At 45.9% G+C, this 24121-nt stretch carries 24 protein-coding genes, 2 pseudogenes and 1 other annotated feature; of the genes and pseudogenes, 15 read left to right on the top strand and 11 right to left on the bottom strand.

What is annotated here, in order from left to right; genetic code table 11:
- The first annotated feature begins 17 nt into the window (after positions 1–17).
- Positions 18–254, top strand: a binding site (T-box leader).
- Between the two features lie 50 nt (positions 255–304).
- Together tyrS and sr7p are read left to right on the top strand one after the other, a co-directional pair.
- Complete coding sequence (gene tyrS, locus QRX25_RS13855) at positions 305–1567, top strand: tyrosine--tRNA ligase (protein WP_065982086.1); 1263 nt, start codon at positions 305–307, stop codon at positions 1565–1567.
- 120 nt (positions 1568–1687) lie between these two features.
- A complete protein-coding gene (sr7p, locus tag QRX25_RS13850) occupies positions 1688–1813 on the top strand; it encodes a small protein SR7P (RefSeq protein ID WP_014470826.1) in 126 nt (41 codons plus the stop codon).
- A gap of 41 nt (positions 1814–1854) precedes the next feature.
- Here sr7p and QRX25_RS13845 read toward each other — a convergent pair whose 3' ends face one another.
- From QRX25_RS13845 to QRX25_RS13835, 3 genes are all read right to left on the bottom strand, one after another.
- Positions 1855–2178 (bottom strand): AzlD domain-containing protein, encoded by a 324-nt coding sequence (locus QRX25_RS13845; protein ID WP_065522555.1) that lies wholly within the window; start codon positions 2176–2178, stop codon positions 1855–1857.
- Positions 2175–2906: an AzlC family ABC transporter permease gene (locus tag QRX25_RS13840; RefSeq protein WP_212098718.1), complete on the bottom strand. Its 732-nt coding sequence runs from the start codon at positions 2904–2906 to the stop codon at positions 2175–2177. The genes QRX25_RS13845 and QRX25_RS13840 overlap by 4 nt, the downstream gene beginning before the upstream one ends.
- A 72-nt stretch (positions 2907–2978) precedes the next feature.
- Positions 2979–3785 carry a TrmB family transcriptional regulator gene (locus QRX25_RS13835; protein ID WP_045509852.1) on the bottom strand — a complete coding sequence of 269 codons (807 nt, stop codon included), beginning with the start codon at positions 3783–3785 and terminating at the stop codon, positions 2979–2981.
- Positions 3786–4003: 218 nt separating this feature from the next.
- Here QRX25_RS13835 and QRX25_RS13830 point away from each other — a divergent pair, with 218 nt between their 5' ends.
- The 4 genes and pseudogenes from QRX25_RS13830 to QRX25_RS13820 all read left to right on the top strand — a co-directional run bounded on the left by QRX25_RS13830 (position 4004) and on the right by QRX25_RS13820 (position 6379).
- On the top strand, positions 4004–4876 hold the full coding sequence (locus QRX25_RS13830) for a cation diffusion facilitator family transporter (RefSeq protein WP_065982084.1): 873 nt from the start codon (positions 4004–4006) through the stop codon (positions 4874–4876).
- 190 nt (positions 4877–5066) lie between these two features.
- Positions 5067–5141 (top strand): annotated as a pseudogene (locus QRX25_RS19850) (hypothetical protein); the annotation flags it as partial.
- A gap of 23 nt (positions 5142–5164) precedes the next feature.
- A complete protein-coding gene (locus tag QRX25_RS13825; protein ID WP_065982083.1) occupies positions 5165–5395 on the top strand; it encodes a hypothetical protein in 231 nt (76 codons plus the stop codon).
- A 228-nt stretch (positions 5396–5623) separates the two neighbouring features.
- Entirely contained in the window at positions 5624–6379 is a 756-nt protein-coding gene (locus QRX25_RS13820) for an SGNH/GDSL hydrolase family protein (RefSeq protein ID WP_212098715.1), read from the top strand.
- A gap of 15 nt (positions 6380–6394) precedes the next feature.
- Here QRX25_RS13820 and QRX25_RS13815 read toward each other — a convergent pair whose 3' ends face one another.
- The 3 genes and pseudogenes from QRX25_RS13815 to QRX25_RS13805 form a co-directional block, all read right to left on the bottom strand.
- The gene (locus tag QRX25_RS13815; protein ID WP_257784734.1) at positions 6395–6523 is read right to left on the bottom strand and encodes a hypothetical protein; all 129 of its coding nucleotides are present in this window, start codon (positions 6521–6523) and stop codon (positions 6395–6397) included.
- 256 nt (positions 6524–6779) lie between these two features.
- Positions 6780–6851: pseudogene (locus tag QRX25_RS13810) on the bottom strand (protease); the annotation flags it as partial.
- Between the two features lie 164 nt (positions 6852–7015).
- Positions 7016–7243 carry a hypothetical protein gene (locus tag QRX25_RS13805; RefSeq protein ID WP_065982081.1) on the bottom strand — a complete coding sequence of 76 codons (228 nt, stop codon included), beginning with the start codon at positions 7241–7243 and terminating at the stop codon, positions 7016–7018.
- Positions 7244–7519: 276 nt separating this feature from the next.
- Here QRX25_RS13805 and hmpA point away from each other — a divergent pair, with 276 nt between their 5' ends.
- Positions 7520–8710, top strand: coding sequence for an NO-inducible flavohemoprotein (gene hmpA, locus QRX25_RS13800; RefSeq protein ID WP_212098712.1), 1191 nt, complete (start codon positions 7520–7522; stop codon positions 8708–8710).
- Between the two features lie 172 nt (positions 8711–8882).
- Here hmpA and rpsD read toward each other — a convergent pair whose 3' ends face one another.
- Complete coding sequence (gene rpsD / locus QRX25_RS13795) at positions 8883–9485, bottom strand: 30S ribosomal protein S4 (RefSeq protein WP_003152406.1); 603 nt, start codon at positions 9483–9485, stop codon at positions 8883–8885.
- Positions 9486–9775: 290 nt separating this feature from the next.
- Between rpsD and QRX25_RS13790 the strand changes: the two genes are divergently transcribed.
- On the top strand, positions 9776–11524 hold the full coding sequence (locus QRX25_RS13790) for a sensor domain-containing diguanylate cyclase (RefSeq protein WP_115997756.1): 1749 nt from the start codon (positions 9776–9778) through the stop codon (positions 11522–11524).
- A 34-nt stretch (positions 11525–11558) separates the two neighbouring features.
- On the opposite strand, the gene msrC is transcribed toward QRX25_RS13790, so the two are convergent.
- Entirely contained in the window at positions 11559–12041 is a 483-nt protein-coding gene (msrC, locus tag QRX25_RS13785) for a free L-methionine (R)-S-oxide reductase MsrC (RefSeq protein WP_065982079.1), read from the bottom strand.
- 124 nt (positions 12042–12165) lie between these two features.
- Here msrC and refZ point away from each other — a divergent pair, with 124 nt between their 5' ends.
- Complete coding sequence (gene refZ, locus QRX25_RS13780) at positions 12166–12789, top strand: forespore capture DNA-binding protein RefZ (protein ID WP_065982078.1); 624 nt, start codon at positions 12166–12168, stop codon at positions 12787–12789.
- Here the strand turns inward: refZ and hisJ are convergent.
- Positions 12779–13591: a histidinol-phosphatase HisJ gene (gene hisJ / locus QRX25_RS13775; protein WP_212098709.1), complete on the bottom strand. Its 813-nt coding sequence runs from the start codon at positions 13589–13591 to the stop codon at positions 12779–12781. The two genes, refZ and hisJ, sit on opposite strands and share 11 nt — an antisense overlap.
- A gap of 195 nt (positions 13592–13786) precedes the next feature.
- Between hisJ and ezrA the strand changes: the two genes are divergently transcribed.
- A complete protein-coding gene (gene ezrA, locus QRX25_RS13770) occupies positions 13787–15478 on the top strand; it encodes a septation ring formation regulator EzrA (protein WP_212098706.1) in 1692 nt (563 codons plus the stop codon).
- Positions 15479–15591: 113 nt separating this feature from the next.
- On the opposite strand, the gene brnQ is transcribed toward ezrA, so the two are convergent.
- Positions 15592–16932, bottom strand: a complete 1341-nt coding sequence (gene brnQ / locus QRX25_RS13765) for a branched-chain amino acid transport system II carrier protein (RefSeq protein ID WP_212098703.1) — start codon at positions 16930–16932, stop codon at positions 15592–15594.
- Between the two features lie 193 nt (positions 16933–17125).
- Here brnQ and QRX25_RS13760 point away from each other — a divergent pair, with 193 nt between their 5' ends.
- The 5 genes from QRX25_RS13760 (at position 17126) to QRX25_RS13740 (ending at position 23136) form a co-directional block, all read left to right on the top strand.
- Positions 17126–18271: a cysteine desulfurase family protein gene (locus QRX25_RS13760; protein WP_212098700.1), complete on the top strand. Its 1146-nt coding sequence runs from the start codon at positions 17126–17128 to the stop codon at positions 18269–18271.
- 3 nt (positions 18272–18274) lie between these two features.
- Positions 18275–19480, top strand: coding sequence for a tRNA uracil 4-sulfurtransferase ThiI (gene thiI / locus QRX25_RS13755; RefSeq protein ID WP_065982073.1), 1206 nt, complete (start codon positions 18275–18277; stop codon positions 19478–19480).
- An 80-nt stretch (positions 19481–19560) separates the two neighbouring features.
- Positions 19561–19782 (top strand): alpha/beta-type small acid-soluble spore protein, encoded by a 222-nt coding sequence (locus tag QRX25_RS13750; RefSeq protein WP_007408043.1) that lies wholly within the window; start codon positions 19561–19563, stop codon positions 19780–19782.
- 149 nt (positions 19783–19931) lie between these two features.
- Positions 19932–21518: an acyl-CoA synthetase MbcS gene (gene mbcS, locus QRX25_RS13745; RefSeq protein WP_212098697.1), complete on the top strand. Its 1587-nt coding sequence runs from the start codon at positions 19932–19934 to the stop codon at positions 21516–21518.
- Positions 21519–21540: 22 nt separating this feature from the next.
- Positions 21541–23136, top strand: a complete 1596-nt coding sequence (locus tag QRX25_RS13740) for an amidohydrolase (protein WP_212098694.1) — start codon at positions 21541–21543, stop codon at positions 23134–23136.
- A 16-nt stretch (positions 23137–23152) separates the two neighbouring features.
- Here QRX25_RS13740 and QRX25_RS13735 read toward each other — a convergent pair whose 3' ends face one another.
- Entirely contained in the window at positions 23153–23959 is an 807-nt protein-coding gene (locus tag QRX25_RS13735; protein WP_212098691.1) for an NAD kinase, read from the bottom strand.
- Positions 23960–24121: the final 162 nt, after the last annotated feature.

The following is a 24121-nucleotide window of genomic DNA, read 5'->3' as shown; positions in this document are numbered from 1 at the left end:
ATGAGTAAGCTTCATACGAAAAGGTTTTGATTGAGACAAGTAGGATATCTGATTGTTCCAGAGAGCTGATGGCCGGTGAAAATCAGCACATAAGATATGCCGAATACACTCATGAACCGCTTTTGCGAACAAAGTACTTCAAAGGAAGGCTTTCAGTAGTGAAAGAACGGACACGGTCCGTTATCAGGAAGAGTGATAAGAGCTTTTTTAGGCTTTTATTAGTAGGGTGGTACCGCGATTATATCGTCCCTTCGTTTTAAACGAAGGGGCGTTTTTTATTTCTATAAACAAAGGAGAAGACAAAATGACTAATTTATTAGAAGATTTATCATTCCGCGGCTTAATCCAGCAAATGACGGATGAAGAAGGACTGAATAAACAGCTGAACGAAGAAAAAATCCGTTTATACTCAGGGTTTGACCCGACGGCTGACAGCCTGCACATCGGACACCTTCTGCCGATATTGACATTGCGCCGTTTCCAGCTTGCAGGCCACCATCCGATTGCGCTTGTAGGCGGCGCAACGGGACTGATCGGCGATCCGAGCGGCAAAAAAGCGGAACGTACGTTAAACACTCAGGATATCGTTGTGGAATGGTCGCAAAAAATTAAAAATCAGCTTTCCCGATTTTTAGATTTCGAAGCCGGAGAAAACCCCGCTGTCATAGCGAACAACTTTGACTGGATCGGAAAAATGAGCATCATTGAATTTCTTCGCGACGTCGGAAAAAACTTCGGAATCAACTACATGCTAGCGAAAGATACCGTAAGCTCAAGAATTGAAACAGGGATTTCTTACACGGAATTCAGCTACATGATCCTGCAATCCTATGATTTCCTGAATCTGTACAGAGAAAAGAACTGCAAACTCCAAATCGGCGGCAGTGACCAGTGGGGCAACATCACGGCCGGTCTTGAACTGATCAGAAAATCGGAAGAAGGGGCGAAAGCGTTCGGTCTTACCATTCCGCTCGTTACAAAAGCGGACGGCACGAAATTCGGCAAAACGGAAGGCGGCGCGATTTGGCTTGATAAAGAAAAAACATCGCCGTATGAATTCTACCAATTCTGGATCAATACAGATGACCGCGACGTTGTCAAATATTTAAAATACTTTACTTTCTTATCAAAAGAGGAAATTGAAGCTTATGCTGAAAAAACGGAGACGGCTCCTGAGAAAAGGGAAGCACAGAAACGTCTCGCTGAAGAAGTGACTGTTCTTGTACACGGCCGCGAAGCGCTTGAGCAGGCCGTTCATATCTCCCAGGCGCTGTTCAGCGGCAATATTAAAGAGCTTTCCGCTCAAGACGTCAAGGTAGGGTTTAAAGACGTGCCTTCGTTTGAAAAAGACCGCTCTGAAGAACTGTCTTTAGTAGACGTGCTTGTGGAATCTAAATTGTCGCCTTCAAAACGGCAGGCCCGTGAAGACATTCAAAACGGGGCCGTCTACATTAACGGCGAGCGCCAGACGGACATCAGCCATCTTCTGACAGCAGAAGACCGCATCGAAGATCAATTTACCGTACTGCGCCGCGGAAAGAAAAAATACTTCCTGATCACGTACTGAAAATAAAAAGCAGCCCGGCCGCTTTATGCGGCAGGCTGCTTTTTTATGTTTTGTGAATACTGCACCGGGAAATGAGTACAGTACATAGTATAAGGCAAAACAGGGAAGGGGCGCTGCGCCGTGAATTTCATGTTCACCATCGCGAAGGAAAGATTGCAGCGGGATCATTGGGAACAGCAGCAAAGCATGAACGCCGAAGTCAAAGCCGAAGAACCTGAGGCGGAAGAAGAAAATCCGCCATCATAAAGTAAAAAGCCTTCATTCTGCGGAATGGAGGCTTTTGTTTGTCACCAGATCAGCCTGACGGCGGCCATCAGCACGACTCCCGTGATGACCGTAATTGATAAGCTTTTTGTCCACATCGCGCAAAGCAATGTCGGGATGAGAACGATCATTGATTTCCAATCAAAGGTCAAAGCGCTGTTTGTTTTCACGATCATGCTCTCCGTTACCAGGGCGGTCAAAATGCAAAGCGGAATAAAGGAGAGCCATTTTAAAGCCAATTCAGGCATCTGAATGTTCCGGACAAATATAAACGGAACAATGCGCGGCACAAGTGTAACAATCATGCAGCCGAGTATAATCCAGATCATTTGCGTACTGATGCTCATTTGTCCGTCACCACCCCGATGGTTGCCACAATCACGGTTGAGACGATGACCGCGATGTGTGACGGCACGATATACGATAACAAGACCATAAAAATAATCATATAGACGATTAAGGAAAGATTGTGCTTCAGTTTTTCCGACGCGGACGTCTGCAATTGCAGCACCAGCAGCGCCGCAAACATAGCGGGCAAAGCAAAGTCCAGGCCGAGGGCGTAAGGATCAGATATCCATTGTCCGAGAAGCCCGCCCATCATACAAGAAATAACCCAGCACACATAAGCTGTTACATTCAGGCCGTTCATCCACTTATCGTAAAGCCTGCCGTTCTGAGCCGCCTTGTTTACCGCTACCCCGAAAGATTCGTCGGTAAGCAAAGCGCCGAAGCCGATATTTTTCACCAAAGAGTATTTCGTGAAATAAGGTGCGATGGTCAGACTGAGCAGAAGGTGCCGCAGATTGACGATAAACGTCGTTAAAATAATGGCGGAAATCGGACTCCCGGAAACAAGGAGCGAGCAAATAATAAATTGGGCGGCGCCGGCATAGACAAACACGGATAACAAACAAATTTCAAGAATACTGAGATGTGAGGCCACGCCGACAATGCCGAAAGCAAAACCGATACTCATATAGCCAAGCAAGGTAGGCACACAATCCCGGACCCCCTGTAAAAACGTATCGTTCATTTCCCGGGAAACGGCGGTTTTTTGCACTTCTGTGTTAATCATTTTTTATACTCCTTCCTTAGAGATTATAATGATAACGACTAATGAAAAAATCAAAGAAAATACGGTTCACATTTATATGAACCGATTTCCGGTGACGACATGAAATAACGAATGGTTTTGTTTCATCAGGCCTTCAACTTTCTCAGCCCCTACTTCTTTTACAAGCTCCGCGAACATAAGGTCGTGCCTCATATATTCCATGGCGACGAGAACGAGAGCGGGATCTTCTGATTTAATGGCCCAGGCATTCGTCTGTGGAGAAAAATTGGCGATTAAGACTTCTTTATTATCGCGTGCCGCTATCGTTAATCTCCCGCCCATGCGTTTTTCCGCCACTTCAGGCGACATATTGTGATGTGTCGTATTTCCGAGCTTCACTTCCGGAGGACCGAACACAATCGAAAAGACGGGCAATTTTTCGGCGGCGCGTTTGTTAGCGGCTTCTTGAATAAAGGGAATCTGCTGTTCCCAGACAGACAGCCACAACTCTTCCTCGGCTTTTTCAATCATATCCTTCAATTCATTGATGACATGATCATTTGTGCTGATGCGGCGGATGACATTCATCTCCTGCTCGCTTTCAAGCGCCAATAATTTCTCCTCAAGATAGCCGAAGGAGCTCTCGAAATCGTGCCGCAGCCGGTCAATTAATTCCTTTCCGGCAAGCGGGGCATATGTAACCGGATCAGACGGCACAATATGGACAGCGCCTTTATCAACTAATTTTCCCAATACTTCATAGATCATTGAGCGGGGGACGCCTGACCTTTTACTGACTTCGTATCCGGTAACAGGCGAGTGTTTTAACAAGCCGATATATGCTTTGCATTCATATTGAGAAAATCCAAATTTCTGTAATTCTTTCAGAACATCCTCCATAAACATCCTCCGTAGTGGTTATTCATGAAACTACTATAATGTAAGCGGTTATATGTTGTCAATGGGACTTGAGTGCTGAATGAGAGGCACAGCTGTTTTGTCGCTTTCCAACTTATTTTAGAGCGAGTTACTTGTATGGCTCTCGTGAAAAACGTTGCCGTAGACCCACACGAATGCTGTTTGATACGATAAATATAAGAAGTCAAAAGAGGAGGATCATGGTGGAAAACACCTCTAAAATCGCTTTTTTATCAGTTATAAGCAATTCTCTGGTTGTCATGCTCAAAATAGCGGTGGGTATTATAACAGGGTCTGTCGCGATACTTTCCGAAGCCATTCATTCTTTTTTAGATTTGATCGCCGCCTTCATCGCCTTTATTTCCGTCAGAATATCAAAAAAGCCGGCTGATACAGGGCATCCGTACGGACATGGAAAGGTCGAGAATCTGTCCGGGACCATTGAGACGATTCTGATTTTTGCGGCAGGGATTTGGATGATATATGAATGCGTTCAAAAATTGGTGAATCCGGAGCCGGTTCATCTGCCGGTATTGGGAATTGTTGTGATGCTTTTAGGGGCTCTCATTAATTTGGTCGTCTCGAAATTAGTAAAAAGAGAAGCTGAAAAGGTTAATTCCGTAGCAATGAAATCAAATGCCCTGCACTTACTGACTGACGTATACACATCATTAGGCGTAGCGGCAAGCCTTTTGGTCGTTACATTAACGGAGTGGTATATACTTGATCCCATTATAGGTATGGTGCTTGCGGTATATATCATATATGAAGCGTTTAAGTTAATGAAAGAAGCATTTCCGCCGCTGATTGATACCCGTCTGTCAGAAGAAGAAGAGAAAACAATTTTAAAGATTATTGATACATTTCATCAGGAATTTATTGAAATCCACGATTTTCGTACAAGGCGGTCAGGCCCGCAGGAGTATATTGATTTTCACATGGTCGTGGCATCTCACGTGACGATTAAAGACGTGCACGACTTGTGTGACCGCATTGAAAGGGATATTACGGATGAATTTAAACAAGCACAGGTGATGATTCACCCCGAGCCGGAGAGCGAAAGGAAGAAATAAATGATCTTGCCTTTGTCACCGGCAGGTTTCTGACAGCGATAATCGTGATCTTTAACTGAGAGCCCCGTGTAAAACGGGGCTTTTTTGTTATGCAAATGACTATTTTTCTCTCCATATGAGAGAGAAGCTTATACAAGTGAAAGGTTCATTTCATACGTTATGTTGTAAAGAAAAAAGGAGGTGAATACAATTGAACGCTATTTCTGTTAAAGAAATTGAACATGGAGTTGCCGTTGCTGAAAGAGAAGGTTTAGGGGAGTATTTACACCAAGAACCGGTTTCCGGAAAATGTTCGCGCCGTTCACGCAGCAGAAGACGGACGCGCCGGACACATTGTCCGCGCAGCAGAAGACGGACGCACCGTTCACATCGTTCACGCAGCAGAAGACGGACACGCCGGACACATTGTCCGCGCAGCAGAAGACGGACACACCGTTCACACCGTTCACATCGTTCACGCAGCAGAAGACGGACGCGCCGTACACGTCGTTCGCATCGCACAAGACGGTCCCATCATAAGCACCGCTCTTTCCGTAAGCGCTGTTTTAAATGCTGACTATAGAAACTACGATGTGTAATGAATGCGTATAGAACCGGGATCTGCTATAATGGCAATAGAAAGAACTGGTAAAATTCCAGTATCATCATCTGCGGACACTGAACTGACAACATGACGCTGTTTGTTCGGTGTCCGTTTTTTTGTCTGAACATGATGCCGAAAGATAAAAAAGGAAGGGATGACGCCGAATGAAGCTGAATGAGGATTTTTATAAAGACTCTGAAGGAAAAACGGTCTATTCGCAGACCATCAGCAGCAAGCAGTTACATATCACAGACAGCGGGCATATCAGCGTGGACTTCATCAGCATAAGCAGGCTGCGGAAGGCTTCGAAAATCGCGATCTTAGGTGACAGCGTCGCCCGGGGGCTGCGTGCGAAATACGGCTTTGGTGACATTCTGAAAGACCGGACAAACGCTGCAATTACCAATCTGTCTGTCAGCGGCGTCAATATGAGCAACAACGGAACCGATAACATTTATCAGCAATCGCTTAAAACGTCGGGCCATGATGTCATTATTGTGCAGGGAACAGATGATGATTGGTGCGGCCATATTCCCATCGGCACAGATGAAAAGGATATCACCACATTTTACGGAGGCTTCTGCCAGGTCATTCAGCAGCTCCGAAGCAGAAATAAAGACTGCAGCATCATTGTGGTGACACCGACAAGACAGGCGAAAATGTCAAACGGAAAAATCGTCCGCCGTGATACTGATAAAAATAAACTGGGCCTGAAGCTGGCGGACTATGTAAAAGCCCAAAAAGAAGCCTGCACACTCCTCTCTGTACCGTATGCTGACCTGTTTGATACAGATCTCATTGCCCCGTATAATCCCGCTTTCCGTAAAATGTGCATGTCAGAAGGTCTTCATCCGAACGAGACAGGGCATCAAATCATTTTTCAGGAAATCTGCCGAAATTATTATTACTATTACGGATGAAACAGCACTAAAAGGTTATTTTCGGCTTTTCTCTTCTAAAAGCTCAATCATTCTTTGAGATGCACGTCTTTGCGCTCTCAAAAGCGAGACAATATTCCCGGTAAAACCGATTAAAATAATAAGCAGCAAAATGATTATCCACATAAGCGAACCTCCCATCGAGTTTTGAAAAACCCACTCTTTATTTTACTTATTTTGGATGGTAAAGAGAATAGGTCCAGTTTAAATATCCATACAAAATGCACAGACTGAACTGTCTGTGCATTTTGTATTCGCTTATTTCAGCAGATTTAATGATTTACGATTCATTACCTTTATAAAATTTCCGCCGGCATTGATTAAACTTTGCGGATGCTTTAGTAAATTCACCCGGACGGTCATCTGCGAATTCACCTGCGTCTGAGATCGCTTGATCGATCTTTACTTTCTCCTCGTGCCTGCCGGTCACTTCTTTTCCTGCTTCCCAATCTATGGGGCTGTATATTCGATATCCTTTTGCTCATATGTCATGTCTGTTTGTATATGACAAGGGTATAAGGCACAAGAAAAGACCCCTCTTAAGAAGAGGAGCCAAAAAAGACGGAGGTCTGCTTAGCTTGCGTGTTTAACTTGAGATAAGGCAAGAAATCGAACCAATTACCATCTGTGTCTTTTTTTGTGTTTTTTACACTCACATTTTCCAGGATCGCCCGGATCAATGACCTCATGAATTGTTTCTTCCTGATAAACGTGACGGGGAACATAACGGATATGCTCTCTGTTAATGTGTTTGATGGGATGGACGTACACCACTTCCCTGTCAGTATACGTGTCAGTCACAACATACTTAGGGTCACAGTAATACACTTTCGATTCTTTACCCATTTATCTCACCTCCCGTACTTTATTAAATGCTGACAAGGAGGATTTTGAAGCGGACAAGTACACTGAGAAAAGGCACATTTTTTAGGACCGCATGTTTGGTTTTTATAATGCCTATATCTGCTGTTTTTATCCTGATAGTATCTGCAGCGTTTTCCTGAATTCGCTTCAAATCGGGATGGTTAATTCTTTTTGACCAGGGAAATCTATAAAAAAGAATTTAAAAACGATTCTTTTCTCAGCTCAATCGAGATGCATACATCTTGGGGGGATTTCAGAATGCTCGATGAAAAAACAATTGCAATCATTAAAAGCACAGTGCCGGTATTGGAAAAGCATGGTGAAGAAATCACAGGACGATTTTATGACCTGCTGTTTCAGCATCACCCTGAGCTGTTGAATATTTTTAACCAGACGAATCAAAAGAAAAAAACCCAGCGTACAGCCTTATCGAATGCAGTGATTGCAGCCGCCGCCAATATTGACCGCTTGGAAAACATAATTCCCGTCGTTAAACAAATCAGCCATAAACACCGGAGTATCGGAGTTAAGCCCGAGCATTACCCAATCGTTGGAAAGTTTTTGTTAATAGCGATAAAGGATGTGTTACAGGACGCGGCTTCTCCTGAGGTCATTCAGGCGTGGGAAAAAGCATACGGCGTAATTGCAGACGCATTTATCGGAATTGAGAAGGACATGTATGAACAAGCGGAAATGCAAAAAGGCGGGTGGAAAGACTATAAGCCGTTTATAATTGATAAAAAAGTCAGAGAAAGCAAAGAGATAACGTCATTTTATCTAAAACCGGAAGACGGACAGCCGCTGCCTGAATTCAAAGCAGGACAGTATATCAGTGTTAAAGTATACATTCCGGACACGGGTTATACGCATATCCGCCAGTACAGCTTATCGGACGTGTCCGGTAAGGATTATTATCGGATTTCTGTAAAAAAAGAAGGGATTGTTTCCTCTTATCTGCATGACCAATTACATGAAAAAGATTCAATCGAGATCAGCGCCCCGGCCGGTGACTTCATATTGGATCCTGCCTCAAGGAAGAACCTGGTTCTCATCAGTGCCGGTGTCGGGATTACGCCGATGATCAGCATGTTAAAAACGGTTGTGAAAACCCAGCCGCAGCGAAATGTTCTTTTTATCCATGCGGCAAGGAGCGGAGAGTATCATGCTTTGCGGCATGAAGCTGAGGAAGCTGCGGAACATTCATCCGTTGACACTGTCTTTATTTACAGTGAGCCGTCCGAACAAGACCGTTCAGAAAACATTCGTTTTCGGGAAGGCCGGATTGACAAGCAGCTTTTAGAAGAAGTGATGACAGATAAAGATGCTGATTTTTACCTGTGCGGATCACCGTCATTCATTAAAGCAATGAAAAAGCTGATTTCTGAATTCAATACACCGCCAGAATCGATCCACTACGAATTATTCGAACCGCAGCTGAGTATGGTGTGATTAAAGAATGAAATACGATAAAAAGCACCCGGATGATCGGGTGCTTTTTTTATTCTCCGGGATAAACGGCTGAGTACCGGGGCAGTTTACACAACCAAAAGAAAAACCCCGGAAACATTGTCATCACAACATTTCCGGGGTTTAATCCAATGCTCTTTAAAGAGCATTTCAATTAACGAGAGTAGAACTCAACGATAAGCGCTTCGTTAATTTCCGGAGCAAGCTCAGAGCGCTCTGGAAGACGAGTGAATGTACCTTCAAGCTTTTCAGCGTCGAAAGTAAGGTACTCAGGAACGAAGTTGTTTACTTCTACAGATTCTTTGATGATAGAAAGGTTTCTTGATTTTTCGCGAACACCGATTGTTTGACCAGGTTTTACTTGGTAAGACGGAATGTCAACGCGGCTTCCGTCAACAAGGATGTGACCGTGGTTTACTAATTGGCGTGCTTGACGGCGAGTACGTGCAAGACCAAGCTTGTACACAACGTTATCAAGACGTGCATCTAAAAGAATCATGAAGTTTTCGCCGTGTTTACCAGTCATTTTTGCAGCTTTGTCAAACAATGTGCGGAATTGACGTTCGTTTACACCGTACATGTGACGAAGTTTTTGCTTTTCTTGCAATTGCAAACCGTATTCTGATAGTTTTTTACGCTGTCCCGGACCGTGAGGACCTGGTGCGTAAGGGCGTTTTTCTAATTCTTTACCTGTACCGCTAAGAGAGATTCCTAAACGGCGAGACAGTTTCCAAGATGGACCTGTATAGCGAGCCATAATGTGACTCCTCCTTTGGTTTTATTTTGTGGAAAATAAAAACCGTCTGTTCGATCCGACCGTGCACATTTTGTTTTCATGTATCCTCGCTCCAGCAGCAGAGAGTTACACGATACACCTTACAGCTAAGGAACAAAATGAAAACACAGAAGCTGAACAAAAAGGCTGCAATATTTCACACAAAGAACATTATATGATTTTTCCCCGCCGCCGTCAACCATTTCTCCATGAAGACTGCCGGTTTATGATATAATGTACAAAAATGAGTAGTACATGTTTAGGTGATAAAAATGAAAAAACAAACAATCGATGAAGTTACGGCCTTTCATCAGAAAATGCTTTCTTTTTTCTTGACGAAATCTGAATCCGTCTCATTATCCGAATCGCTGTTATGGCTGGCCTCAGCTCTTGAATCCTGCTTTACATCTCTTTCATTGACCCTTTCACCGGCTGAATCAACACGTTTCACCATAAAAACAGAAGAGGAACCGAATTATGCTCCGCTGAAAGAGAGTGACTGCCGTTTTGTGATCAGGAATCAGACGTCCGGCAGATCCTTTTATCTGCGCTCGGAAAGCGGACTTCCGATCCCGGAATCATTACCTGAGCTCGTTACTCAATTTATCAATCAATCTGTGAGACAAAGCGGGCTGTTTGACAAAACAAAGCATCAGCGGAAAATTCACAGAATGACAGAAATGTTCCATTCGCTTTTAGATCAGGATGAAGTATTGGAAAAACTGCAGGCGAGTTTGAGGAAGGCTTTCCAGTCTTTCCGTTTTTCACTGTTCATCTCGCAGGATCAGGATACGGACAGACAGCTCCCCGCAAAAGAATTGCATATGGACGGAGAAGACGCCGACCCGTTTGCCCTGAAGGTTTATTTGTCAGGCAGAATGCTCAGGAAAGGCAGGTCATCTGCTTACCTGCCGATCAAAGGCCAGCAGGGGACTTACGGGGTTCTGAAGGCTGAGGGGCTGCAGGATGCCGCGCTTTCGTGCAGTTCCCTGAGTGAAATGATGCTGCTTACGGGCGCAGCGGGAAAAGCATTTGAAAATGCGCAGCTCTATGAGCAATCGAAAAAAAGCATTGCGAATCTTGAACTCATTAATGAAACATCGCGTCAGCTGAATCAGCGCCTCAGACTCACTGATACGATGCGAGAGCTCGCCGCCATTATGATTCAAACGTTTCATGCGGAAGAAGTGGCTTTTTTTCATATTGACCATTTTGAAGCGCAGAATCTGCTCCCCGGACATACCGCTTTTTTTAAGACAGAACGTGCGGACTCATACATCAGCATTGTGAAAGAAAAGCTGTTCGAAGGAGAAAAGGGTGTGTTTATCGGCAGCGGAAAGACTGTATTCGGCGAAAATGGCTACGGTTCGCTGATGGCGGTGCCGATGATCGAAAATGACACCGTCTTCGGATTTGCGATTTTATTGAAAAAGGATTTATACGCTTTTACGTTTGAAATGTATAAGCTTTTTCAGGCGCTCATTCACCATGCGACATTGGCGGTCACGAACTCCATGCTGCGCGACAGGCTTGAGCATCTTGTTCAGACAGACCAGCTGACGGAGCTGTATTCAAGAACCTATTTGGATGAGAAGATTCAATACAGCATGAAAATTCATAAACGGGGTGTATTCATCCTCGTTGATATCGATAATTTCAAAAACATTAATGATACATACGGTCATCAAACGGGGGATTCGATCCTGATACAGGTGGCCTCCGTTATGAAAAACCATATCCGGGAGCACGATGTCGCTGCGAGGTGGGGAGGCGAGGAACTGGCTGTCTATCTGCCGAATATCAACGTATCATCCGGAGAACGCATCGCCAGAAGGCTGGTCCGCGCCATCCGGGAAAACACCGAACCGCGCGTGACGATTTCCTGCGGTGTTTCCTGCTGGTCAAAGACTGACCCGATGCCGTTGAAAATGCTCGTTCAGCAAGCGGATGAGGCGCTTTATACCGCCAAGCGGAGCGGTAAAAACCGGCTGATCATCCATCAAAACAGCACCGCGACGTAAAAAAGGAGCCGGCCTGCGGGCCGAACTCCTTTTTTTATCCTAATCGTTTTTCAAGCGTTTCAACAAACTGTGCTAAATAGGATTCGTCTGTTTCATCAAAACGGTTTTTCACGGGGCTGTCAATGTCCAGCACACCGATCACTTCACCGTTTACGCGGATCGGAAGAACGATTTCTGACTGGGAAGCCGCGTCACAGGCGATATGTCCCGGGAATGCATTCACATCGGCAATCCGCTGCACCGCGCCATTAGAGTAGGCGGTGCCGCATACGCCTTTGCCGAACGGAATGCGCACACAGGCAGGAAGCCCTTGAAACGGTCCGAGCACAAGCTCTCCCTCTTTAGCGAAGTAAAACCCCGCCCAGTTGACCTCATGTAAGGAATGGTATAAAAGCGCTGACGCATTCGCGTAATTTGCGATCGCATCCGTTTCATCTTCTGTCATGGCTTCGAGCTGTTTAAGCAGAAGCTGATAACTTTTTTCTTTATCTCCGGATTGTTTTTCGACATGAAACATGGAAAACCCTCACTTTTTCTATAATATCAAACAAAGTTCCGGCCGTTCTGCCGGCATTTGTCGAGAAGTTCTTACAGGAACGGCGCCCTTCGGCTTGAATTGGTAACATAAAGGGGTGAGCCGTATGAAAGTAAGCACCAAAGACAAAATTATTAACGCCGCTGTCCAGCTGTTTAACCAAAAAGGCTATTCCGGCACGTCCGTCCGTGAAATCGCAAAGTCAGCTGATGTAAATGTTGCGCACATCTCCTACTATTTTAAAGGGAAAGGCGGATTAATGGAACATTTAGTTTCCGAGTTTTACGAAGGCTACACTGAGGCGCTGGAAAACGCCGCAGTCAGTATGAACGGTGAAGACGCACAGGAACGCATCCTGCGGGTGATTTTCGATATTTTATCCTATCAGCACGATCATCGTCAATTAACGCGGTTTGTGTACCGGGAAGTGACGATTGATTCTGTGCTTATCAGGGAAATTATGTCTACTTATTTAATGAAAGAAAAATATATTTTCCAGCTGGTGATCGAAGAAGGGCAGTCACGGCATAGGCGTCTGACGCTGCCCGTGCCCCATTTTATTCTGCAATTGAAATCCCTCTTGATGATGCCGTATCTTCAGCCTCAATATATTACGGAGGTGCTCTATATGCAGCCTCATGAACCGTATTTTTATAAAAGGTATTTTGAAGAGGTGAAGATTTGGATCGAAAGCGTGTTTCGCCGGCCTGATGCGGTGCTTATGAAGTAATGATGCTTTTGTACGTTTCATAGGAACTGCCGACATCTTCCGCTTGATGGGCGTCCGACCCGAATATGAGCGGGATTTTTTTTTGCTTCGCCGTCTCCGCCATCCAATCCTCCATGTATACTTCCCCGGAAAACTTCTTTCTGAGCCCGGATGTATTAACATCCAGCTCCATTCCGTGCTTCTTCACAGCGTCAAGGCAGCGGGTCACAAGCTCTCTTATTTGAGGTGACATGCTGTAAGGGAAAAGGCGCGCGAATTTTTTAACGAGTGTGATATGGCCGACCCGTTTTGGCTTAAAGGGGCCGAGCGGTGTTACAATGGAAGAATACACAGTTTCATAGTATTGCTCATATACCGCTTCAATGCTTCCGAAGTGCGCGGCCAGCTGCTGAAACGAGTGCTCGTCATAATCGAGGCATATATAAGACGGGCCGGCCTTCAAAAAATGAACGGATAAAATGCCGTCATCCAGTGAGGGGCCGTATGTATTCAGAAACGCCGCGGTTTCCTCCTCATACCCTGAGATAAAATCGGTTTCAAGCCCTGTCAGGATGCTGATTTGTCCCATGTATTCCTTTTTTAATTGTGAGACCTGATCCAAATAAGCCTCCATCTGTCTGAGAGCCATGGCGCTGTCTCGAAGCGGTGTAGGATCTTGAAAAGACGGAGGGAGGGGGGCATGCTCTGTAAATGTGATAGATGTAAAGCCTCTTTCCAGGGCTTTTTCGACATATTGTTTCAGCGCGTCCTTCGAGCCGTGAGGGCAAAAAGGCGTGTGGATATGAGCGTCTCGTTTTTCCATTTTTGTCACTCCATTAAAAAATTGCAGAATCCTGCCGAAATTATGCAAAAAGTTTTTGATTTCTGGTCAAAAAATGTTGGTTACATGGTATCATAATAACAATGAAAACGACAGATTTTCTCAATACATATATTGAAATCTTTCTGAATACATAAAACACCCTGACAGATTAAGAGAACAACAAGGGGGCTCATTATGGAGTTAGTCATCGGATTATTGGTTATACTGCTCGCACTCTTTGCGGCGGGCTACTTTTTCAGGAAAAAAATTTATACGGAAATTGACCGGCTGGAGTCATGGAAGATTGAAATTTTAAACCGTTCGATTGTGGAAGAAATGTCCAAGATCAAACATCTGAAAATGACCGGAGAGACGGAAGAGTTCTTTGAAAGATGGCGCGAGGAGTGGGATGAAATTGTCACAGCCCATCTGCCGAAAGTAGAAGAGCTCCTTTATGATGCCGAAGAGAACGCCGACAAATACCGGTTTAAAAAAGCGAATCAGGTGCTTGTCCACATCGACGATCTCCTCACCGCCGCCGAATCAAATATAGAAGGCATACTGCGTGAGATCAGCGACCTTGTGACGAGCGAGGAAAAAAGCCGCGGAGAGATTGAACAGGTGCGTGAGCGGTATTCAAAAGCGCGGAAGAACCTTCTGGCGTACAGCCATCTCTACGGAGAGCTTTATAACAGCCTGGAGACGGATCTCGACGAAATCTGGAGCGGCATAAAAGTGTTCGAAGAAGAGACGGAAGGCGGCAATTACATCAAAGCGAGAAAAGTGCTGCTTGAACAGGACCGCAGGCTGGATCAGCTTCAAACATACATAGATGACGTTCCGAAACTGCTCGCGGACTGTAAACAGACCGTGCCGAACCAAATTGCCAAGCTGAAAGACGGCTACCGGGAAATGACGGAAAAAGGCTACAAACTGGAACATATTCAAATCGAAAAAGAGCTGGAGACACTCACAAATCAAGTGAAACGGGCCGAACACGCGCTTTTGGAAGAATTGGATGTCGACGAAGCGTCCGCCATTCTTCAGCTGATTGATGAAACAATTCAATCGATGTATGAACAGCTGGAAGGCGAAGTGGAAGCCGGACAGTCCGTCTTAAGCAAAATGCCTGAACTGATCATCGCGTATGAGAAGCTTGAGGAAGAAAAAGACCGCACAAAAACCGAAACAGAGCTCGTCAAGGAAAGCTATCAGCTGACGGCGGGAGAAATCGGCAGACAGCACGCGTTTGAAAAACAGATGGAAACGATCGGCCGGCTCCTAGAGCAGGCGAGAGAAAAACTTGACGGAGAGCATGTCGCTTACTCTCTGCTGATTGAAGAAGTCGAGGCCATCGAAAAGCAGATGGAAGAGGCTCAGAAAGAACATGCCGAATACCGTGAAAATCTGCAGGCGCTCAGAAAAGAAGAACTGCAGGCGCGGGAAACGCTGATGCAGCTTCGGAAAACCATTTCTGACACAGCCAGAATGCTGCAAAAAAGCAATGTGCCGGGTATTCCTGAACAGGTCAAGGACAAGCTCGAGACGGCAAATCATCATATAGAAAAAACCGTCAGCCAATTGGAAGAGCTGCCGTTAAACATGGAGGAAGCCGCCAAACATCTGACTGAAGCTGAAAAGATGGTTGCGGAAGTCAGTGAAGAGGCGGAAGAACTGGTGATTCAGGTGAAGCTTATTGAGCGGATCATCCAGTACGGCAACCGTTTCCGAAGCCAGAATCACATTTTATCCGAACAGCTGAAAGAAGCGGAGCGGCTGTTTTACGCTTACAGCTATAATGAAGCTTACGAGATGGCGGTGGCTGCTGTTGAAAAAGCGGCTCCCGGCGCCGTGAAAAAAATTAAAGCTGATCAATCTGCTTCATAGCGTACAAGCAAAAACTGCACCCTGATGGAAATCAGAGGTGCAGTTTTTTTGTTTCTCCCGGAATATAAAAAAGCGCCTGCGGCTGATATACGTCAAGCCGCAGACGCTGAATGTTACGATTTTGCTTTATTCAATTCGATTGGCGGGCTGGTAAAAAACGTGATGATACAGCCGATGATCGCTCCGGCAATGCCCGGAAGCACCCAGCCGATTCCAATGCTGTAAAGCGGAAGATTCGCGTTTAAGAATGAATCTAGTGATCCGAGCGGAATGCCGGCTGCCTTCAAGCCGTCCAAGATGCTGAACAGTCCCGTTCCGATCAGGCAGGCGATATAGACTTCCCGTCTTTCCTTAAAGATTTTATCAATAAAGGAAAGGACAATAATGACAATCGCCAATGGGTAAATGGCTGATAGAATAGGAACTGAAAATGCAATGATCTCAGCAAGCCCGAAATTTGAAATCGCCAGGCTGAACAGCGTGACAATCGTAACCACCATTTTGTATGATAAAGCGGGAATCAATTTTGAAAAATATTCGCCGCAAGATGTGACAAGCCCGATGCTCGTCGTTAAACACGCAACGGTGATGGCGGCACCGAGAACGATGTTTCCTAATGAACCGAACAGGTAATCAGATGAAGCTGATAAAATCTTTGCGCCTTCGCCGAGCGGCCCTACAGCGTTTGTGCTTGTCGCTCCCAAATAGGCCAAAGATAAATAAATGAATGTCAAACCTGCCGCTGCAATAAGTCCCGCTTTAATACAAGCGGCCGCGAGCGCTTTTCGCTGGGTGACGCCCCTGCCCTTAACAGCATTGACCACCACAACACCGAAGACGATCGAAGCGAGCGCATCCATTGTTTTATAGCCTTCCAAAAATCCTTTGAACACCGGCGTTCCGGAGTATGACTGATGTACGGCGCCCAGTCCGCCCATCGGAGTGACGATGGCTTTAATGACAATGATTAAAATAATACCGAATTTAATGGGAGTCAAAATCTTCCCGACTCTGTCCACGATTTTGGATGGATTGAGAGCTAAATAATACGTAATGGAAAAAAAGATTAAAGTGAAAACAAATAAAGATAATCTTTCCGGAACACCGCTTAAGAACGGAACTGCACCGATTTCATATGAAACGGTTCCGGTTCTCGGAATCGCAAAAAGCGGCCCGATTGATAAATAAAGCACAACGGTGAAAATCGTGCCGAATACCGGATGAGCTTTATCGGCAAGTCCTTTTGCATCTTTTCCCGTTAATGCGATGGCGATAATACCTAATAGCGGCAGACCTACGCCGGTCAGTAAGAAACCGCCCATCGCTTTCCAGACATTATGTCCTGCCGCTTGCCCGAGCTCCGGCGGATATATCATGTTTCCTGCCCCGAAAAAAAGTGCGAAAAGCATGAAACCGATAATCACGGTATCTTTGACAGGTAGTGAGTGTTTCATAAAAGTCCTCCTAAATACTATGTTGAAATATTCTGTCAATTAATTGTCAGATAATATAACAAAACGAACATTACTTATTATATGGCAATGTCCAGAGAAGTCAATACTCGATTTATTGCGAATTTATATTTACTTTTGTTATGGTAGCATAAATATCATACGATGTACCGTTTTCATTAAAGGAGTAAAAAAAATGATATATTTAGACAATAGCTCAACGACCGAACCGTATGAAAAGGTTTTGGATGTGTATAAACAGACGAGCAGCCGTTATTTCGGCAATCCTTCGTCTCTGCACCGGCTAGGAACTGAGACGGAGCAGCTCCTTGAAGCGGCCGCTCAGCAAATAAAAAAAACCTTGGGTTTAAAAAATTATGATATTGTATTTACATCAGGAGCGACTGAAGCGAACAACGCTGCGTTAAAGGGAGCCGCCTGGGCCAACATGAATAAAGGAAGACATATCATTGCTTCAGCGATTGAGCATCCTTCTGTGACGGAGACGCTTGATCAGCTGACAGAGCTGTTTGGCTTTGAAGTCACATATCTTCCGGTCGATCAAGACGGCTTCGTTTCTTTAAAAGACGTAAAAGCGGCTATCAGGCCGGACACGATAATCGTCAGCGTTATGCATGTCAATAACGAAGTCGGCTCCATCCAGCCTGTAAAGGAAATCGGCGGACTGTTGAAACAGCATGGGAATATTCTGTTTCATGTTGATCATGTACAGGGCATTCATAAAGTCCCGCTGTCTATAGAAGAAGCGGGCATTGATCTGTGTACCATTTCAGGGCATAAATTTCACGGCTTAAAAGGGACCGGGGCGCTCATCGTCAAAAAAGGAACGCGGCTCATTCCCCTTATTACGGGCGGCTCGCAGCAAAAAGGCGTCCGTGCCGGAACAGAACATACAGCAGGCGCCGTCTCCCTTGCAAAAGCGGTCAATCTTTCCGCACGTGATATGAACGAGCGGCTTTCTTCAGTGGATGCTGCTAAGAATGCGCTTATGGAAAGGCTGAGCAGGACGGACGGGGTCGTCATCAACACTCCTGCTGAAAACAGCGCGCCGCATATCATTAATTTTTCCGTTCCGGGTGTGAAAGCGGAAGTGCTGCTGCACATGCTTGAGGAAAAAGGAATATACGTCTCCACAACCGCGGCATGTTCGGCAAGAGAGCATAAACCGAGCCGTGTCCTCCTGCAAATGAATAAAGGCGAACAGATTGCATCAAGCAGCATCCGAGTCAGCCTGAATTTCAGCCACACGGCTGACATCACAGAGCCGTTTATGGCCGTGCTTGTGCCGGCTGTTCAAAAACTAAAAAAAATGATGAGGTAGCATATGAATTACGACCATATTTTAATCCGTTTTGGTGAAATATCCACAAAAGGAAAAAACAGACGCAGTTTTATTGAAAGATTAAAACAGAATATCCGCCTGGTATTAAAGGATTATAAAAAAGTAAAATACTTTTCCAACCGGGACCGGATGTCAATTACTCTTAATGGAGAAAACCCGGAGGAAATATGTTCCTTATTAAAGAATATATTCGGCATTCAGAGCTTCAGTCTCGCAATTAAATGCGAAAGTAAGCTGGAAGACATTAAAAAAACGGCATTAGCCGCAATGGAAGGCCAATATACACCGGGAAATACTTTTAAGGTCGCGACCAAACGGGCTTACAAGCAGTTTGAGTTAGATACGAACGCAATGAACGCTGAGATAGGCGGCCACATTTTGAAAAACACGGAAGGATTAACCGTCGATGTGAAGAATCCCGATATTCCGCTCCGGATTGAAATCAGGGAGGAAGCGACATTCCTGACCATTCGTGATGAAAAAGGCGCTGGAGGTCTTCCCGTCGGTTCTGCGGGTAAAGCGATGCTGATGCTTTCCGGCGGTTTTGACAGTCCGGTAGCAGGGTTTTACGCGATGAAACGGGGATTATCAGTGGAAGCCGTGCATTTCTTCAGTCCGCCGTATACGAGCGAACGGGCAAAGCAGAAAGTCATAGATTTGGCGGGATGCCTTGCAAGGTTCGGAGGAAGTATGACACTTCATATCGTGCCGTTTACAAAAACGCAGGAACTCATTCAAAAACAAATTCCGGAAAACTATACGATGACAGCGACGCGGCGTCTCATGCTGCAAATCGCAGACAGAATCAGAGAAGAACGAAAAGCGCTCGCAATTATTACGGGGGAAAGCCTCGGCCAAGTGGCGAGCCAGACGCTTGAAAGCATGTATGCGATCAATGCCGTGACGGCAACACCGGTTTTGCGCCCTTTAATCGGAATGGACAAAACAGAAATTATCGAGAAATCAAAAGAAATCGGCACTTATGAAACAAGCATTCAGCCGTTTGAGGACTGCTGCACCATCTTTACGCCGCCAAGTCCGAAAACACGCCCGAAAAAAGAAAAAATCGAGCACTTCGAAAGCTTCGTTGATTTTGAACCGCTGATTGCAGAGGCGGCTGCCGGCATCGAAACCATAACTGTTTATTCAGAACAAGAAGCTCACGATAAATTTGCGGACCTGTTTTAGAACTGTATACAATTACCAAAGTTTTTTTGAATGAGGACATGTGTTTTATCACATTCTATACTCACAAGGAGGTGATACACATGTCACAACAATCAAACAGCGGAAACAGCAACCAGCTTTTAGTGCCAGGAGCTGCTCAAGCTATCGACCAAATGAAGTATGAAATCGCTTCTGAATTCGGTGTAAACCTTGGACCGGAAACAACTTCTCGCGCCAACGGTTCTGTCGGTGGAGAAATCACAAAACGTCTTGTTTCTTTTGCTCAGCAAAGCATGGGCGGAAGCAGCCAGCAACAGTTTTAATCACAACTTCACATAATGGCTAAGAGAGCGGGGAATTCCCCGCTCTTTTTTCATGAATAAAGGTAGAAGGCGGGAAGCAATTTATGCATATCTTTATTGTAACGTCCTATGTTTATGTATAATGGGGAAAGAAAGTGAGGAGTTGTTTCGTGTTAAAACGAGAAGATTTAATCGCCCCAAAGAACTATAACCTTGTGAATGAAATCGAAAAGTTCAGCCGTTCCAAAGAGAAGAACGCGCTTATTTGGGAGGATCAAACAGGCAGCAAGAAAGTCTGGACGTATGAAAAACTGATGGAAGAAACGAATAAAATCGGAGCCCGCCTGAAAGGTCTCGGCTTTGAAAAAGGCGATAAGCTGATTGTCATGGTTCCTAGAGTGCTTGAAGCGTATGCCGTTTATTTAGCGATCTTAAAAGCGGGTATGGTCGTCATTCCTTGCTCGGAGATGCTTCGTGCTAAAGATCTTGAATACCGGATCAAACACGCCGATGTTAAGGGCGTGATCGTTTATCCTTCATTTATAAACGCGTTTGACGAGGTGAACACCGATCAGCTGGTGACATTGTCCATTGGTGAAAATGATGCCGGCTGGAAAAACCTCTTAACGATTGAAGCGGACGGAGACAGTTTTCAAACAGCAGATACAACAAGAGAGGATATGGCATTTTTATCCTATACTTCAGGCACGACCGGCCAGCCTAAAGGCGTTGTACATACACACGGATGGGCCTTTGCCCATTTAAAAACATCCGCCGGTGCATGGCTGGATATTTCTGAAGACGATACGGTCTGGGCCACCGCGGCGCCCGGCTGGCAGAAATGGGTGTGGAGCCCGCTGCTTGCCGTTCTGGGAAGCGGCGCAACAGGCTTCATTTATCACGGCAGATTCGACGCCAAGACGTATTTAGAACTGCTGGAGCGCCATCAGGTTAATGTCTTCTGCTGTACGCCGACTGAATATCGCCTGATGGCAAAGGTGGAGGAATTGGACAAATATGATCTTTCCGCTCTGCACAGCGCAGTTTCTGCGGGTGAGCCGTTAAACCGGGAAGTCATTGACGTATTCCAGAAACATTTCGGCATTAAAGTGAGAGACGGCTACGGCCAAACGGAGAGCACCCTGTTAGTCGGCGTCCTGAAGAATATGGATATTAAGCCGGGCAGCATGGGGAAACCGACACCGGGAAATCAAGTTGAAATTATAAACGATGAAGGCGAAGTATGCGAAACAGGCGAAACGGGTGATATCGCCGTGCACTTGAGCACACCGGCCTTATTCAAGGAATATTATAAAGACCCTGAAAGAACGAAAAAGCAGATTCGCGGAGATTACTTTCTTACAGGCGACCGCGCGAAAAAGGATGAGGACGGCTATTTTTGGTTTGAAAGCCGCAATGATGACATTATCGTCAGCTCCGGATATACAATCGGGCCTTTTGAAGTAGAAGACGCGCTTGTGAAGCATCCGGAAGTGAAAGAATGCGCCGTCGTGGCGAGTCCGGATGAAATCAGGGGTTCAATCGTAAAAGCCTATGTCGTTTTGCAAAACGATGAAAAGCGCAGTGACGGACTTATCAAAGAACTGCAAAACCACGTAAAAACGATTACGGCGCCTTACAAATATCCGAGAGAAATTGAATTTGTCGAAAGTCTGCCGAAAACGGCGTCTGCAAAAATCAGACGGGTGGAGCTGAGAGAGCGCGAAGAACGGCTGAAGGCGGATAAAAAAGCATAATATAAAAAAAGGGTGAGCGGGGATGAAAGCGATATGGCACGGCGGCACCATTTATACAATGCTTGAGAAGAACCATGTCACTGAAGCCGTTTATACTGAAGGCGGCATCATCATACAGACGGGCAGCTTCCGGGAGCTCCGTGAAACATACGGTTCGTCTGATACGGAGGAAATCGATTTACATGGGGCAGTCATGTTTCCCGGGTTTACGGACAGTCATATGCATTTAATCGGACACGGTGAAAAACAGCTTCGCCTTGATTTGTCGCAGCTAACCTCAAAAGAAGCAATACTGCAAGCCGTTAAAGAAGCAGAACGTGAATTGGAAGATGGTGAATGGCTGATCGGCGAAGGCTGGGATGAAAATCTGTTTGAGCGGCCGGTTTACGTAACGAAGCATGACCTTGACCCGCTCTTTCCCGACCGCCCCGTCCTGCTGAAGCGGGTATGCAGGCACGCCGTTGCGGTCAATTCGGCCGCATTGCGAGCCGCTGGGATTACAAACGAAACACCTGATCCAAACGGCGGGATTATCGTCCGGGACAGCGCCGGTCCGACAGGCCTTCTGCTGGATAAAGCCCAAGAGCTTGTGACTCAGGCTCTTCCGCCCGTCTCACTTCACTATGTCAAACGCGCTCTTCAAACGGCGGTCACGGACTGCTGGTCAAAAGGCCTGACCGGCGGGCATTCAGAGGATCTGTCATACTACGGAGATCCGTCCGTTCCTGTTGCCGCGTACGAGTCAATAACCGGCAGCGGCCTTTTTCCTTTTCGCGCCCATCTGCTCGTTCATCACGAAGCCGTCGACAGGTGGAGCACTCTGGACAAATCGACCGGCCCGTATTTGGAATACGGAGCGATGAAAATATTTGCAGACGGCGCGCTCGGCGGAAGAACAGCCCTATTGAAACAGCCTTATCATGATGATCCGTCTGTTTCCGGCGTTCAGGTGCACGATGACAAAACACTTGCCTCTCTTGTTTCTAAAGTGAGAGAGAAAGGGATGGAAATCGCCGTGCACGCGATTGGCGACCTCGCCTTTGAAAAGGTGCTGGATGTTATCGAAAGATATCCGGCAAAGCCCGGACAGCTTGACAGACTCATTCATGCGCAGGTATTAGATGACGGTCTGATTGAAAGAGCCGCCCGGCTTCCGATCGGCCTTGATCTTCAGCCGCATTTTGTCGCCAGTGATTTTCCGTGGGTGATTGACCGGCTCGGCGAAGAGCGGATGAAAACGGCTTTTGCCTGGAAAACACTGCTGTTAAAAGGGCTGCTGTGCGCCGGAGGCTCAGATGCCCCGATAGAACCGGCCGATCCGCTTCTGGGCATTCAATCGGCTGTGCTCCGTACTAGCAAGCAGCACCCGGAAGGTCCGGCCTATTATGAAAAAGAGTGTCTGACCGTGTACGAAGCCATTCAGCTTTACACGGAGGGAAGCGCGGCAATCATCCATAAAGAACATAGCCGCGGACGGATAGCCCCCGGCTATGATGCCGACTTTACCATTCTCAGCGGTGATCCGTTTAAAATGGACCCGAAAAGTCTTCATAAACTGGAAGCTGTCAAAACCGTCGTCGGCGGCCGTATAGTATATGAAAAAGAGGACAGGCGTTAATGCCCGTCCTCTTTTTTTATGATAAAAATGAGCGCTTTACTTTTTCCCAGAAAGAGTTGTCTTTTAGTTTCACCGTTTTGATCTTTTTATCGGAAAGAGTAATCTCAACTTTTTTGACATTCCGCGTGCTGAGCGCTTCATTGTCAAGTCCGATAATCGGATGCTCATTGCCGTCCTGCACCACTTGCAGTGTCAGCTTCCGGTCCGAGCTTAAAATAAACGGAGATCCGAGTGTTCGGTATGTGTTATTGTTCAAAGAGGCCAGTTCGGATACCTGCATGCAGGAAATCAAAGGATCGACAACCGCGCCTGATACGGATTTATTGTAGGCTGTGCTGCCTGTCGGGGTGGAAATGATCATGCCGTCTCCCCTGAATGTTTCAAAGTGAAGATCATCAATTAACACATCCATCACAAACGTTTTAATAATGCTTGAACGGATGGAAACCTCGTTTAAACAGTGAAAATGATTGCTGCCGTCCACCGTTACGTGAATAAGAGGGTATTTTCTGACCTCAAGCTGTTCCGCGGTCATGCTGTCCGCCATTTTTTCAGGCTCATCGCTGTGAAAATCACAATACAAATGGGCTTTTCCTTTTTTAGCGATGCCGACATACAGGCAGTCGTCACGGAATCCGGTTTTTCTGACGGCCTGCAGAAATGAGCCGTCGCTGCCGATGCTGGCGATAATCCCCGCATCCTCCGGGTGAGCCGCAACTGTAAAACCGTGCGATTCAGCCAATTGCGTAAGAGAGCTGACTTGTTCTTTTGTTTCGTTGTCTTGTTTGTGAAAAAAATAAACATTGCGGCGAAGATCGGTCATATCTCCATTCCCCTTTGCTGTCATATTTACGTTTTTCTCCCAGCAGGTATTGTGTTAAAATACCTGTGGCAATAGTGTAACATGTTTCCTGTTTATCCGTTAAGTGAAAGCGCTTCATGAAAAAAATGAATCTTTTTTTACGGGGGAACGTACGAATATTGA

Source organism: Bacillus sp. L381, assembly GCF_030284525.1.
Taxonomy (GTDB): Bacteria; Bacillota; Bacilli; order Bacillales; family Bacillaceae; genus Bacillus; species Bacillus amyloliquefaciens.
The sequence above is the reverse complement of the archived record's forward strand: the minus strand, read 5'-3'. Positions and strand labels throughout refer to the sequence as shown.